We start from the raw sequence: 12,607 nt of genomic DNA, 5'->3' as shown, positions 1-12,607 counted from the left end.
GAATGATACGGCGTTGCTGCGCCTTGCTGCCTTGTCTCATTCTATTTTCTTTGACTGTCGTCACCCCGATTGAGCTTGATACGGCATTCTGCGCTTGGCCACCCTGTCTGCGCCGTCTGCGCTGTAGTACAGTTACATAAGTTTGCGGCGGATTTGGCCGGATTTGTTAAAGATTTTTAACCGAAAAAAGAAACGCTTGGTTTTCAGACGGCCTGAAAAGCATTAATCAGGGCGGAAGATTGTGGTATGGTAAATTTTGGTAGTTAACAAATATTTAAAATTGTATTTTTCTTACAGAGAAAGGCTTTACTGATGGACGGTTGGACTCAAACCCTCGGCACCGGCCCGCTTTTGGGCATTGCGGCCGGGGCGATTTTGCTGATTTTATTGCTGATTATCAAATTCCGCGTGCACGCGCTGCTGACGCTGGTGTTGGTGAGCCTGCTCACGGCCGTCGCCACCGGCCTGCCGATGGGCGCGATTGTGAATGATGTTTTGGTGAAAAACTTCGGCGGTACGCTCGGCGGCGTGGCGCTGCTGGTGGGCTTGGGCGCGATGCTCGGCCGCTTGGTGGAAACTTCGGGCGGCGCGCAGTCGCTGGCCGATGCGTTAATCCGCCTGTTCGGCGAAAAACGCGCGCCGTTTGCGCTGGGCGTGGCGTCGTTGATTTTCGGTTTTCCGATTTTCTTTGATGCGGGGCTGGTGGTGATGCTGCCGATTGTGTTTGCCACGGCTCGCCGCATGAAGCAGGACGTGTTGCCTTACGCGCTGTCTTCCATCGGCGCGTTTTCGGTGATGCACGTTTTCCTGCCGCCGCACCCGGGGCCGATTGCGGCTTCCGAGTTTTACGGGGCAAACATCGGCCATGTGCTGCTGATTGGTTTGCCGGTGGCGTTTATCGCGTGGTATTTCAGCGGCTATATGCTCGGTAAAGTGTTGGGTCGTAAAATTCATGTGCCCGTACCCGATTTGTTGAGCGGCGGCAAGCAGGATGAGGATGCGCCGAAAGCACCGGCCAAAGCGGGTACGGTCATCGGCATTATGCTGATTCCGATGCTGTTGATTTTCCTGAATACCGGTTTGGCTACCTTGATTAGCGAAGGCGTGGTCGATAAGGGCGAAACTTGGGTGCAGACGCTGCGTATGATCGGCTCGACGCCGGTTGCGCTGTTGATTTCGGTATTGGTGGCGATGTTTGTATTGGGCCGCAAGCGCGGCGAACAGGCGAGTGCGTTGGAAAAAACCATTGACGGCGCACTCGGCCCGGTATGCTCGGTGATTTTGATTACCGGCGCGGGCGGTATGTTCGGCGGCGTATTGCGCGCTTCCGGTATCGGCAAGGCATTGGCCGACAGCATGGCGGATTTGGGTATTCCGGTGCTGCTGGGCTGTTTCCTGGTTGCTTTGGCTCTGCGGATTGCACAAGGTTCGGCGACCGTGGCACTGACGACCGCCGCCGCCTTGATGGCGCCCGCCGTGGCCGCAGCGGGCTTCAGCGACTGGCAGCTGGCCTGCGTGGTATTGGCCACCGCGGCCGGCTCGGTGGGCGTGAGCCATTTCAACGACTCGGGCTTTTGGCTGGTCGGCCGCCTGCTGGATATGGACGTGCCGACCACGCTGAAAACGTGGACGGTCAACCAAACGCTGATTGCCTTAATCGGCTTTACGCTGTCGGCATTGGCGTTTGCCGTTGTATAAGGAGCGAAAAATGACTACGCATTTCGTAATTATGGGCGTGAGCGGCTGCGGCAAAACCACCGCCGCGCTGGCGTTACAAAAGCATTTGAACCAATGCCCGTATGCCGAGGGCGACGATTTCCACACCCAAGCCAACCGCGACAAAATGGGCGCGGGTATTCCGCTCACCGATGAAGACCGCTATCCGTGGCTGAACAACCTGCGCGACTGGATGACGGCGCAGGCGCAAAGCGGTGCGGCGCACACCATCGTCACCTGCTCGGCACTCAAGCGGCAATACCGCGATATTTTGCGCGGCGCGGAGGGCAAAGTGGCGTTTGTCCATTTGTCGCCGCCGCAAGATGTGAATCTGGAGCGCATGATGTCGCGCCAAGGGCATTATATGAAAGCGGGTATGCTGGATTCGCAGCTGGCGATTTTGGAACATTTGGCCGCCGATGAATTCGGCGTGAAAATCGACAATGCCGGCGCGCCGCAAGCGGTGGAAGCCGATATTCTGGCCTGGGTTGAAGCGGAAGGCTTGCTGTAAAGCCGCAGCTTTTTATTTGCAGATACGGCAGGCGGCAAGTGCGACACAGGCCGTCTGAAAAATGCCCGCCGTATCGTAACCCGCGCTTTAAAACACCCGACCCGCCCTGATTAGGGGCGGGTCGGGTGTTTCGGTTTTGAGTATCTGAATATTTAAGGGAACAGTCTTTCTCGTATAAGCGTACTCCGCAAAGCAGTAAAACCAAGATAAAAAAGGAATAAATAACCGGTGTTTAATGGCCCGGCAGAACGGCTGTCGGGTAAGGCTTATTATACGCAAATAATAATTATTATCAATATATAATTTACAAAAAACGGATTGTTTGGCGTAACTATTTGAAAAACCGATTAATAAAGTGAATTTTTCAGACGGCCTGCGATAAAGCGATACAATCGCCGCGCCGCAGCAGGCAATCGGCAATATCAAAGCCCATGCAAATACCGTATAATCGGCCGATATTGATTATAAGGCCGTCTGAAATCCATGCCGCACACATACGCCACCGTCCACCGCGACCTGCTTGAAGCCAACCACCTTTCCGCCGAGCTGCTCCACCGGGGCTTGGCGCTGATTGGCGGGCGGCAGGTCGATTATGCCGATATCTACTGCCAGCGTACCGCATACGAGAGCTGGCATTTGGAAGAGGGCATGGTGAAATCGGGCAGCTTTCAGATTGACCAGGGCGTCGGCGTGCGCGCCGTATCGGGCGACAAAACCGCCTTTGCTTATGCCGACAGCCTGAATGCCGATTCCATCAAACGCGCCGCCGAAGCCGTGCGCGTGATTGGCGCGCAGGGGCAGAGCGCGCAGGCAGATGTATCGGTGCAGCAGCCGTCGCGACGCATCCACGGCGGCTTCGACCCGATTTCCAGCCTCGATTCCGCCGCCAAAGTTGCCTTGTTAAACAAAGTCGAAGCCCTGGCCAAAGCCGCCGATCCGCGCATCGTGCAAGTGATGGCAGGGCTGACCTGCGAATACGACATGATTTATCTGGCGCGGCTCGACGGCAAACACGCCGCCGACATCCGCCCGATGGTGCGCCTGAATGTCAACGTAATCGCCAAGCAGGGCGAGCGCCGCGAGCAGGGCAGCGCAGGCGGCGGCGGGCGCTACGATTTGGCCTATTTCGATGAAACACTGGTGGTACAATTCGTCGAATCCGCCGTAAAACAGGCTTTGACCAATCTCGAATCCCGCCCCGCGCCCGCAGGCGAAATGACCGTCGTTTTGGGCAGCGGTTGGCCGGGCGTGCTGCTGCACGAAGCCGTAGGGCATGGTTTGGAAGGCGATTTCAACCGCAAAGGCACCAGCGTATTCAGCGGCCGCATCGGCGACCGCGTGGCGGCCAAAGGCGTAACCGTCGTCGATCAGGGCGACATCGCCGGGCGGCGCGGCTCGCTCAATATCGACGACGAAGGCAACGAAACCCGCCGCAACGTGTTGATTGAAGACGGCATACTCGTGGGCTATATCCAAGACGAAACCAACGCCCGCCTGATGGGCGTTGCGCCGACGGGCAACGGCCGCCGCGAAAGCTACGCCGCCACCCCCATGCCGCGCATGACCAACACCTTTATGGAAAACGGCGGCTGCGACCCCGAAGAAATCATCGCCTCGGTCGATAAAGGCATTTACGCCGTCAACTTCGGCGGCGGCCAAGTCGACATTACCAGCGGCAAATTCGTTTTCTCCGCCTCCGAAGCCTGGTGGGTGGAAGGCGGCAAGCTGCAATATCCCGTCAAAGGCGCGACCATCATCGGCAACGGGCCGGAAGTGCTGAAACACGTTTCCATGATCGGCAACAACACCGTGCTCGATTCCGGCGTCGGCGTATGCGGCAAAGAAGGACAAAGCGTGCCCGTGGGCGTGGGTCAGCCGACCTTGCGGATTGACGCCGGGCTGACCGTGGGCGGCAGCGAAGTGTAAGTGCGGGATGACGGCGGTGTTGCACAAGCAACGCGCCGCCGCAGGCCGTCTGATTTTTCAGACGGCTTTTGCTTTATTTTGTACGGTAAAGCGCGATAGTGAATATGAGTTTGGGATAATGGCTTGGGACATTGCCGATATTCCCGTAATCCATTCCCTCCCCCCGTCTTGAACGGGGGAGGGTTAGGGTGGGGGAAGAGACAGGTTACGGAATGTCAAAAACTGCTCATGTTCTCAAGCGTTTTCCTTATTCCCATCATCAGGCCGGTGCACAGCGTTTGCTGCCGGCCGGCAAACCTCAAAAGGCCGTCTGAAAAATGGACATTACTTTGGAACAATGGCTGCGGGCATCGCCGCTGCCGAAAGCAGAAGCGCGGATGCTGCTGCAATACGCGGGCGGCTACACGCGCCTGCAGCTGATTACCGGCAACACCGCCCCCCTGCCCGCCGACGTGGCCGAAAAGCTGGCCGCCTTGCAGGCGCGGCGCATGGCGGGCGAGCCTATGGCCTATATTTTGGGCGAACGCGAGTTTTACGGCAGACGGTTTGCCGTCAACCCCGATGTTTTAATTCCCCGCCCTGAAACCGAGCATTTGGTCGAAGCCGTCTTGTCCAAGCTGCCGCCGCAGGGCAGGGTGTGGGATTTAGGCACAGGCAGCGGCGCGGTGGCGCTGACGCTGGCGCTGGAGCGACCCGATGCCGCAGTACGCGCTTCCGATATCAGCACAGGCGCGCTGGCCGTCGCGAAGCAGAACGCGGCGGCTTTGGGCGCAGCAGTCGAGTTTGCGCTCGGCTCGTGGTTTGACGTCGATAAGCCGTCTGAAAAACACAGCTATGACATCATCGTGTCCAACCCGCCCTATATCGAAGCCGGCGACGCGCATTTGAGCACGGGCGATTTGCGCTTCGAACCGCAGGGCGCGTTAACGGATTTTTCAGACGGCCTCAGCTGCATCCGCGAGCTGGCACAAGGCGCACCGGATTACCTGAAAGCCGGCGGCTGGCTGGTGTTGGAACACGGCTTCGACCAAGGCGCAGCGGCCAGAGCATTGCTGGCGGCGCAGGGTTTCACGGCGGTTGACACCCTGCAGGACTTGGCGGGGCTGGATCGGGTTACGCTGGGGCAGCGGCCGGAGTAGTTGGGCGATACGAATTTATTCTCTAGCAGTAGGACGGGCATCTTGTGACCAACGGAAATCCCGTTCACGGGACCCGTCGCTTTGCCATAAGGCAAAGAACATGGTTCAACAAAAGGTTAATCTCATTCTACGAATGAGCGACGGGCAAGGATGCCCGTCCTACGTTTGGTGTTGGAACAGGGTTTCGGTCAAGGTGCAGCGTAGAGTATAGTTGATGCAACTGAATGCGGTTTAAAGATAAAGCCGTCTGAAAACGCAAGTTTTCAGACGGCTTTGCATATCGTGATGCGGCAAAAAAATCAGTTATTCGGCCGTAAAAGCCGTCTGAAAAACCGTGCCGCCGATGTTGATATCGGCCAGATAATCGCTGCGCCGCTCGATGCACAGCGGCAGGCGGATGTTGCGTGCCGCCCACACGCCGCTGCCTTCGGGCAGCAGTTTGTAGCGGTTGAAGCCCATATCCATATCTTTCATGGAGAAGCTGACCGTGATGCTGCCGATGTGTTCGGGTACGCCGCGCAGTTCGATGTCGAACGGGGCTTTGGCGGCGATGCGGTCGCTGAATTTTGCGTAGATGCCGTTGGGCAGCGTGCAGCCCTGCGTGACGGCGCACGGCGCGGCTTGGGCTTGCGGGCTGCGGTTTTGCCACCAATACAGTAGGAAGATTTTAGCAGCGGCAAACAGCAATAATAAAACGGCGGCAGCCAGCAGCTTTCGGTTTTTGCTCATTATGCACACTCCGTGGGGCTGTCGGCCAGCAGGGCGTGCGCGCCTGCCGCCAGCCAGCGTGCCTGATATTGCGCCAGATATTCCGGCGCGGCGGCAATCACCAGTGGCAGCGATACGCCTTGCTGCAGGCGCGCGAGGGCGGCTTCGGCGGCTTCGCGGCTGCCGACCTGCCATACGGCGACATCGGCATCTTGAATGCCGTGCCATTGGGCGGCGCGGCGGATAACCGCCCACACGCTGTCGGCGGCGGGCATTTTGCCTGCGGCGGCCAAGGTGTCGGCATCGATTAAGATGTTGCGATGTTGCGGCTCGGCCAGATGGTGGGGCACGACGCGGTAGCTGCCGGCGGCGTTTTCACCGCTCAAGCCGCTGCTCAGGCTGCCGCAGAGACGGCGCGGCACGGAAAGGGCTTTGAGCAGCGAGCCGTTGGCGGGCAGCATCGGCGCAACGGTAAAATCGCCCGCTTTCTGCCACGACCAGGTTTGGCCTTCTTTGGCTTGGATGTCGCCTGTCCAATCGTCGGCTTCGACCCACAGAAAGCGCAGATGCACATGGGCGTGTTCGTAGGCGTGGACTTTGGTCAGCCAGGGCGTGGCGCGGAGAATATCTATTCCCAGCTCTTCGGCAAACTCGCGCTTGAGCGCCTGTAAATCGCTTTCGCCTGCTTCGACTTTGCCGCCGGCAAATTCCCAATAACCGGCATAGGGTTTGCCTTCGGGGCGGGAGCTGAGCAGGTATTCGCCGCGGCGGTTTAAGACGATGCCGGCAACAACGTGCACGAGCGGGCGGGAATCGGTGGTGTTCATAGCGGCGTTCCAATGGATAAAGCCGTCTGAAATTCAGACGGCAGGTATAGGGTAGGTATTAATGCTCGGCCACGGCAAAGGCCAGCACCATGCCGGCTTCATCGCTCAGGCTCAGGCTGACGCGGGCAATGCCGCGCTCGGCGAGCCAGCCGGCCAGCGGCGGGGCGTAAAAAAATTCGGGCTTGCCGCAGGCATCGTGGCCGATGCCGATGTGGGCAAACGATACCGCGCCGCGTATGCCCGTGCCCACGGCTTTGGCAAAGGCTTCTTTGGCGGCGAAGCGTTTGGCCAGAAAATTGGCCGGGTCGGCAGCCTGCGGCCACTCGGGCAGCTCGGCGGGGTGGAGCAGGCGGCGGGCGAGGGCTTCGCCGAATTTCTGATGCAGCCTGCCGATGCGTTCCACCGCAACCAGGTCTGTGCCGATGCCGTAAATCATGGCGTATTCCTTAGAAAAGGCCGTCTGAAAACGGGCTTAGTGGTGCAGGATGATTTCGGAAACGAATTTGCTGCCGACATAGGCCAAAATCAGGCTGATAAAGCCGATAATCGTCCACACGGCCGCTTTTTTGCCGCGCCAGGCGGTGGTCAGGTGTTTCAGCAGCAGCGCGCCGTAAATCAGCCACGATAAAATGCCGAATACGGTTTTGTGAGTCAGCCCGGCCGGTCTGCCGAACACGCTTTCGGCGAAAAACGTACCGCTGACTACCGAATAAGTCAGCAACACAAAGCTCGCCAGCATGCCTCGGAACATCATTTTTTCCAGGCTCAGCAGCGGCGGCAGGAAGCGGACGGTAGGCGAGAGGCGGCGGCGGTGCAGATTGCGGTTGAGCAGCAGAATCAATACGGCAAACAGGGTCACGATGCCGAACAGCCCGTAGGCCAGCAACGAAGAGCCGACGTGCAGCATAAAGGGCAGATCGTCAATCTGGTAGCCGACGAAGCTGCCGGGGAAGATTAATCCCAAGAGCAGCGAGAGCGCCGCGCAGGGGTAGAGCAGCAGCTGCAGGCCGCGCAGATTGTAGAAAAAGCTGCCCAGGCAATACATCATCAGCATCAGCCACACAATCAGGCTGAGCGAGTAGCCGAAGCCGGTAATCAGCACCTGGTCACGCAAGACCGGCAGCAGCAGCGCCGCGCCGTGTACCATCAGCGTCGGCGCGAGCACGCCCCATTCCAAAGCGGCGGGATAGCGCGCATCGCCGCCTTTGCGCTGGTGCAGCCACACAAAAATACCCAGTGCGGCATAGACCGCCGTTAAGCAAATCAAGATGATCGGCATAGCAAACTTTCCGTGCGCGTATTCATAAGCACGCGCCTAGTGTAAAATAAACTCAATTTCATTTTATCAAAAGAACGCCCGATTGTGGGGGCAATCCGCAGCGCATTGCCGCCAGCCGCCCCTGCCGTCTGAAAAATAAGGATAGCCATGTTAGACAATTTGACCCGCCGCTTCGGCAGCGTCCTCAAAAACATCCGCGGCCACGCCCGCCTGACCGAAGACAACATCAAAGAAGCCCTGCGCGAAGTGCGCCTGGCGCTGCTGGAGGCCGACGTCGCCCTGCCCGTTGTCAAAGATTTCATCAACAAAGTCAAAGAAAAAGCGCTGGGCCAAGAAGTCACCGGCAGCTTAACGCCCGACCAAGCCTTTATCGGCGTGGTGAACGAAGCGCTGGTCGAATTAATGGGGCAGGAAAACAAAACCCTCGATTTGGCCGCCGCGCCGCCCGCCGTGGTCTTGATGGCCGGCCTGCAGGGTGCGGGTAAAACCACCACCGTGGGCAAGCTCGCACGTCTGCTGAAAAACGACCATAAAAAGAAAATTCTGGTCGCCTCCGCCGACGTGTACCGCCCCGCCGCCATCGAGCAGCTGCGCCTGCTGGCCGAGCAGGTGGAAGTGGATTTCTTCCCGTCCGACGCGAGCCAGCAGCCCGTGGCCATTGCCCAAGCCGCGCAGGATTACGCCAAAAAGCATTTCTATGATGTCTTGATGGTCGATACCGCCGGCCGCTTGGCTGTTGATGAAGAAATGATGGACGAAATCAAGGCATTGCACGCGGCGCTCAAGCCCGTGGAAACGCTGTTTGTCGTGGATGCCATGCTTGGTCAGGATGCCGTGAATACCGCGCAGGCGTTTAACGAAGCGTTGCCGCTCACCGGTGTGGTGCTGACAAAAATGGACGGCGATTCGCGCGGCGGCGCGGCCTTGTCGGTGCGCCATGTGACCGGCAAACCGATTAAATTCATCGGTATCGGCGAAAAAATCACCGGCCTCGAGCCTTTCCACCCCGACCGCATCGCCAGCCGCATTCTCGGCATGGGCGACGTATTAAGCCTGATTGAAGACGTACAGAAAGGCATAGACGAAGAAGCCGCCGCCAAAATGGCGAAAAAGCTGCAAAAAGGCAAAGGCTTCGACTTAAACGACTTTAAAGAGCAAATCCAGCAAATGCGCAATATGGGCGGACTGGAAAGCCTGATGTCGAAAATGCCCGGCGAGCTCGGCCAAATTTCCAAGCAAATCCCCGAAGGCACAGCCGAAAAAGCCATGGGCAAAGTAGAAGCCATCATCAATTCCATGACCCCGAAAGAGCGCGCCAACCCCGCCCTGATTAAAGCCAGCCGCAAACGCCGCATCGCCGCCGGCGCGGGTACGGACGTGCAGGAAGTCAACAAAATGCTCAAGCAGTTCGAGCAGTCGCAGCAGATGATGAAAATGTTCAGCGGCAAAGGCTTGGGCAAGCTGATGAAAATGGCCAAAGGCATGAAGGGCATGAAAGGCATGTTCCCGGGGTTGTAAGGCCGGGGCGCGGGTAGAAAAGCCGTCTGAAAAAAGGATTTTTCAGACGGCTTTTTTATAGGGGTGGCAGCCTGACCTGTGTTGGTATTTTTGCAACCGTGAACGGAATTTCCGTTGGACACAAGATGCCCGTCCTACGCCTTTACCTTCCACTCAATATCTGGCCATCCCCGCATCCACCGTCTGCGCCCAGGCATCAATCCCGCCCTGCAGGTTATACAGCCTGTCGAAACCCGCATCGGCCAAATACATGGCGGTGTGCAGGCTGCGGATGCCGTGATGGCAATACACCACCAGTGGTGTATCGTCCTCGGGCAAATCGTTCTGCCTCAGCGGCACCAGGTGCATCGGAATATGCAGCGAGCCGGACAGGGCGCAGATTTCCCGCTCTTCGTCGGTGCGTACGTCCAACAGGCGCACGGGGCGGCCTTCGTCCAGCCATTGCTTCAGTTCGGCGGGGGAGAGTTGCGGGATAGTCATAAAAGAATTCCTTAATGAAAAATGCGGCAAGGCCGTCTGAAAACAGCCTTGCCCGCACTTGTGAAAGCTGCAGCAAAACGGCAGCTTGAGTTGATATCAAAAAAAGTCGAAACAATCCGCAGCGGACGCGCCGTTATCCAAAGGCGCAGCAACCGTATCAAACAATACTTTTTCACTGAAACCGTCTGCCGTCTGCGTCAGCAATACGGCGCGCTGTACCGGCGCGCTGCCGACAATAGCCACGATGCGGCCGCCTGCGTTCAGCTGCTGCTTCAACAATTCGGGCACGGCTTCAACCGAGCCGCCGACATACACCACATCGAAAGGCGCATAGGCAGAAGCCGCCTGCAGGCCGTCGTGTTGCGTGAAAATCACATTCGGGCAGCCCAAATCTTCCAATACGTTTTGCGCCTTCTGCTGCTGCGCCGCATCGGTATCGCAGGTCACCACCTCGCCCGCCAGCGCGGAGAGCAGGGCGGTGGCATAGCCCGAACCCGTGCCGATTTCCAAAACCTTGTCCTGCTTGGAAAGCTGCAAACCCTGCACCAGCCGCGCCACCACTTTCGGCTCCAGCATGGCCGCGCCGTTGTCCAGCGGCAGCTCCGTATCGGCATAAGCCAAACCCTGCAGCCGCTCGGGCACAAAGCGCTCGCGCGGAATCTCCATCAGAGCATCCAATACATCAAAGTCCAAAACGTCCCACGGGCGGATTTGCTGCTCCACCATATTAAAACGCATTTTCTCAAAATCCATAGCCGCCCCTTCAGTTATGCGGGTCAATCAGATGCATCGATTATAGAACCTAATCGGGCAAACCGCCATATTTCAGACGGCTGCCGCGCCTTTTTCTGCCTTATCGGAGCAGGGTAAAGATAGAGCCGGATGAATGCCGGTGCAAGAAAATGTTGTGAAAAACACACACCTTAAAAAATAATATTACCAGTTGATTTTAAAAGGAAATAAATAAAATCATCCAAAAAATCAGCCATTTTTTTCATTCTGTCGGTCTTGTCTCAGAGCGATAAGTTTGTTTTTTTAGAACGGCTCAATTATAGTTAGCGTCATGGTATCGCCGATAACGGCGGTAAATCTGAAAAAATCAAGCGGGTCAGGAATCCCTGCTTGGGTTTAACCTTTAAGACAGAAAAGGAATACAGCAATGAAAAAATCTCTGATTGCACTGACTTTGGCTGCTTTGCCGGTTGCCGCTATGGCTGATGTAACCCTGTACGGTCAAATCAAAGCAGGTGTAGAAGTATCCCGCACTAAAGCCAACTTCGGTAGCGCCAACGAAGTAAAATCTGCTACTGCTACCGAAATCGCCGACTTCGGCTCACGCATCGGCTTCAAAGGCCACGAGCACCTGGGTAACAACCTGAACGCCATTTGGCAGTTGGAGCAAAACACTTCTATCGCCGGTACCAACTCAGGCTGGGGTACTCGTGAGTCATTCATCGGCTTGGAAGGCGGTTTCGGTAAAGTACGCGCCGGTCGTTTGAACTCTATCGTTAAAGACAGCACCGACAGCATCGACCCATGGGAATCTAGCGATGCCAACGCACATGTTCTGTCTCTGGGTGCTATGAAGCGCGTTGACGAGCGTCTGACTGCCGTACGCTACGACACTCCTGTATTCGGCGGCTTCAGCGCCAGCGCACAATTTGCACCGCGCGACAACCAAAACCCGAATGACCGCTACGCTCACGAAGTGGCTACCGGTGAAACCTACTTCGGTGGTTTGAACTACGAAAACTCAGGCTTCTTCGGCCGTTACGCCGGTGGTTACCGCAAACACGTTTTGGCTAACGACCTGACTGACGGTTCTACCCGTGCCCTGAACAAAGACGGTCAAGTACACCGCCTGATCTTGGGCTACGATGCCAACAACCTGATGGTATCTGTTGCCGGTCAATTCGCTAAAAACTGGGATACTGTAGACAGCTACTACAATGCAATCTCCGGTGGCGTAGCAACTTCTGCTGCTTCTGCTGCTTCTGCTGCTATCGGTGAAGCCGGTGTAGAAGCGACTGAAGTGGCCGGTACTGCAGCTTACCGCTTTGGTAATGTAACACCTCGCGTATCTTACGCTCACGGCTTCAAAGCCAAAGTATCTAACGGCGCAGCTAAAGGTACTAAACTGGATGCCAGCAAATACAACCAAGTTATCATCGGTGCTGACTACGACTTCTCTAAACGCACTACCGCTCTGGTATCTGCCGGTTGGATGAAAGCCGGTCAAGGCGACAACAAAGTTGAAAGCGCTGCCGGCTTGGTAGGTCTGCGTCACAAATTCTAATCTAAACAGATTAGCTTAGAAAAAACCCGCTTGCAAAAGCGGGTTTTTTATTTTTTATAGCCAACCTTCCCTTGCCTCTTCAGACGTAGGACGGGCATCTTGTGACCAACGGAAATCCCGTCGCGGGACCCGTCGCTCATTCGCAGAATGAGATAACTCTTTGTATTGAGCAATTCTTTGCCTTGCGGCAAAGCGACGGGTTCCGCG

General features: G+C 56.9%; 12 protein-coding genes. 6 read left to right on the top strand and 6 right to left on the bottom strand.

Annotation, left to right across the window (positions count from 1 at the left end; translation table 11 throughout):
* Positions 1–312: 312 nt before the first annotated feature.
* The 4 genes from BDE01S_RS03870 to prmC all read left to right on the top strand — a co-directional run bounded on the left by BDE01S_RS03870 (position 313) and on the right by prmC (position 5,292).
* A complete protein-coding gene (locus BDE01S_RS03870; protein WP_066077637.1) occupies positions 313–1,698 on the top strand; it encodes a GntP family permease in 1,386 nt (461 codons plus the stop codon).
* Between the two features lie 10 nt (positions 1,699–1,708).
* Entirely contained in the window at positions 1,709–2,227 is a 519-nt protein-coding gene (locus tag BDE01S_RS03865; RefSeq protein ID WP_066077633.1) for a gluconokinase, GntK/IdnK-type, read from the top strand.
* A gap of 483 nt (positions 2,228–2,710) precedes the next feature.
* Positions 2,711–4,153, top strand: coding sequence for a metalloprotease TldD (tldD, locus tag BDE01S_RS03860; RefSeq protein ID WP_066077631.1), 1,443 nt, complete (start codon positions 2,711–2,713; stop codon positions 4,151–4,153).
* Between the two features lie 317 nt (positions 4,154–4,470).
* Complete coding sequence (gene prmC / locus BDE01S_RS03855; RefSeq protein ID WP_416178182.1) at positions 4,471–5,292, top strand: peptide chain release factor N(5)-glutamine methyltransferase; 822 nt, start codon at positions 4,471–4,473, stop codon at positions 5,290–5,292.
* 303 nt (positions 5,293–5,595) lie between these two features.
* On the opposite strand, the gene BDE01S_RS03850 is transcribed toward prmC, so the two are convergent.
* The 4 genes from BDE01S_RS03850 to BDE01S_RS03835 are packed head-to-tail and all read right to left on the bottom strand — an operon-like array spanning position 5,596 to position 8,106.
* A complete protein-coding gene (locus tag BDE01S_RS03850) occupies positions 5,596–6,021 on the bottom strand; it encodes a hypothetical protein (protein WP_066077629.1) in 426 nt (141 codons plus the stop codon).
* Positions 6,021–6,827, bottom strand: coding sequence for an NUDIX domain-containing protein (locus BDE01S_RS03845; protein ID WP_066077626.1), 807 nt, complete (start codon positions 6,825–6,827; stop codon positions 6,021–6,023). The genes BDE01S_RS03850 and BDE01S_RS03845 overlap by 1 nt, the downstream gene beginning before the upstream one ends.
* A gap of 58 nt (positions 6,828–6,885) precedes the next feature.
* The gene (gene acpS, locus BDE01S_RS03840; protein ID WP_066077624.1) at positions 6,886–7,263 is read right to left on the bottom strand and encodes a holo-ACP synthase; all 378 of its coding nucleotides are present in this window, start codon (positions 7,261–7,263) and stop codon (positions 6,886–6,888) included.
* Positions 7,264–7,299: 36 nt separating this feature from the next.
* Entirely contained in the window at positions 7,300–8,106 is an 807-nt protein-coding gene (locus BDE01S_RS03835; protein ID WP_066077622.1) for a cytochrome C assembly family protein, read from the bottom strand.
* 147 nt (positions 8,107–8,253) lie between these two features.
* On the opposite strand from BDE01S_RS03835, the gene ffh reads away from it, so the two are divergent.
* Entirely contained in the window at positions 8,254–9,624 is a 1,371-nt protein-coding gene (gene ffh, locus BDE01S_RS03830) for a signal recognition particle protein (protein ID WP_066077620.1), read from the top strand.
* Positions 9,625–9,777: 153 nt separating this feature from the next.
* Here the strand turns inward: ffh and BDE01S_RS03825 are convergent, their stop codons facing one another.
* Both BDE01S_RS03825 and BDE01S_RS03820 read right to left on the bottom strand, forming a co-directional pair.
* Entirely contained in the window at positions 9,778–10,104 is a 327-nt protein-coding gene (locus tag BDE01S_RS03825) for a rhodanese-like domain-containing protein (protein WP_066077618.1), read from the bottom strand.
* A 96-nt stretch (positions 10,105–10,200) separates the two neighbouring features.
* Positions 10,201–10,857: a protein-L-isoaspartate O-methyltransferase family protein gene (locus BDE01S_RS03820; protein ID WP_066077616.1), complete on the bottom strand. Its 657-nt coding sequence runs from the start codon at positions 10,855–10,857 to the stop codon at positions 10,201–10,203.
* Between the two features lie 406 nt (positions 10,858–11,263).
* Here BDE01S_RS03820 and porB point away from each other — a divergent pair, with 406 nt between their 5' ends.
* Positions 11,264–12,400: a trimeric porin PorB gene (gene porB / locus BDE01S_RS03815; RefSeq protein WP_066077614.1), complete on the top strand. Its 1,137-nt coding sequence runs from the start codon at positions 11,264–11,266 to the stop codon at positions 12,398–12,400.
* The last annotated feature ends 207 nt before the right edge of the window (positions 12,401–12,607 follow it).

This window comes from Bergeriella denitrificans NBRC 102155 (assembly GCF_001592185.1).
In the GTDB taxonomy this organism is placed as follows: Bacteria; Pseudomonadota; Gammaproteobacteria; order Burkholderiales; family Neisseriaceae; genus Neisseria; species Neisseria denitrificans.
Note: the sequence above shows the minus strand (reverse complement) of the source record. Positions and strands in the feature narration are given on the sequence as shown.

Coding starts and splice junctions, on each gene's coding strand:
- BDE01S_RS03835 (WP_066077622.1), bottom strand. CDS start 8,106: ATGCCGATCATCTTGATTTGCTTAACGGCGGTCTATGCCGCACTGGGT.
- BDE01S_RS03845 (WP_066077626.1), bottom strand. CDS start 6,827: ATGAACACCACCGATTCCCGCCCGCTCGTGCACGTTGTTGCCGGCATC.
- BDE01S_RS03850 (WP_066077629.1), bottom strand. CDS start 6,021: ATGAGCAAAAACCGAAAGCTGCTGGCTGCCGCCGTTTTATTATTGCTG.
- BDE01S_RS03825 (WP_066077618.1), bottom strand. CDS start 10,104: ATGACTATCCCGCAACTCTCCCCCGCCGAACTGAAGCAATGGCTGGAC.
- BDE01S_RS03820 (WP_066077616.1), bottom strand. CDS start 10,857: ATGGATTTTGAGAAAATGCGTTTTAATATGGTGGAGCAGCAAATCCGC.
- tldD (WP_066077631.1), top strand. CDS start 2,711: ATGCCGCACACATACGCCACCGTCCACCGCGACCTGCTTGAAGCCAAC.
- prmC (WP_416178182.1), top strand. CDS start 4,471: ATGGACATTACTTTGGAACAATGGCTGCGGGCATCGCCGCTGCCGAAA.
- porB (WP_066077614.1), top strand. CDS start 11,264: ATGAAAAAATCTCTGATTGCACTGACTTTGGCTGCTTTGCCGGTTGCC.
- BDE01S_RS03870 (WP_066077637.1), top strand. CDS start 313: ATGGACGGTTGGACTCAAACCCTCGGCACCGGCCCGCTTTTGGGCATT.
- acpS (WP_066077624.1), bottom strand. CDS start 7,263: ATGATTTACGGCATCGGCACAGACCTGGTTGCGGTGGAACGCATCGGC.
- ffh (WP_066077620.1), top strand. CDS start 8,254: ATGTTAGACAATTTGACCCGCCGCTTCGGCAGCGTCCTCAAAAACATC.
- BDE01S_RS03865 (WP_066077633.1), top strand. CDS start 1,709: ATGACTACGCATTTCGTAATTATGGGCGTGAGCGGCTGCGGCAAAACC.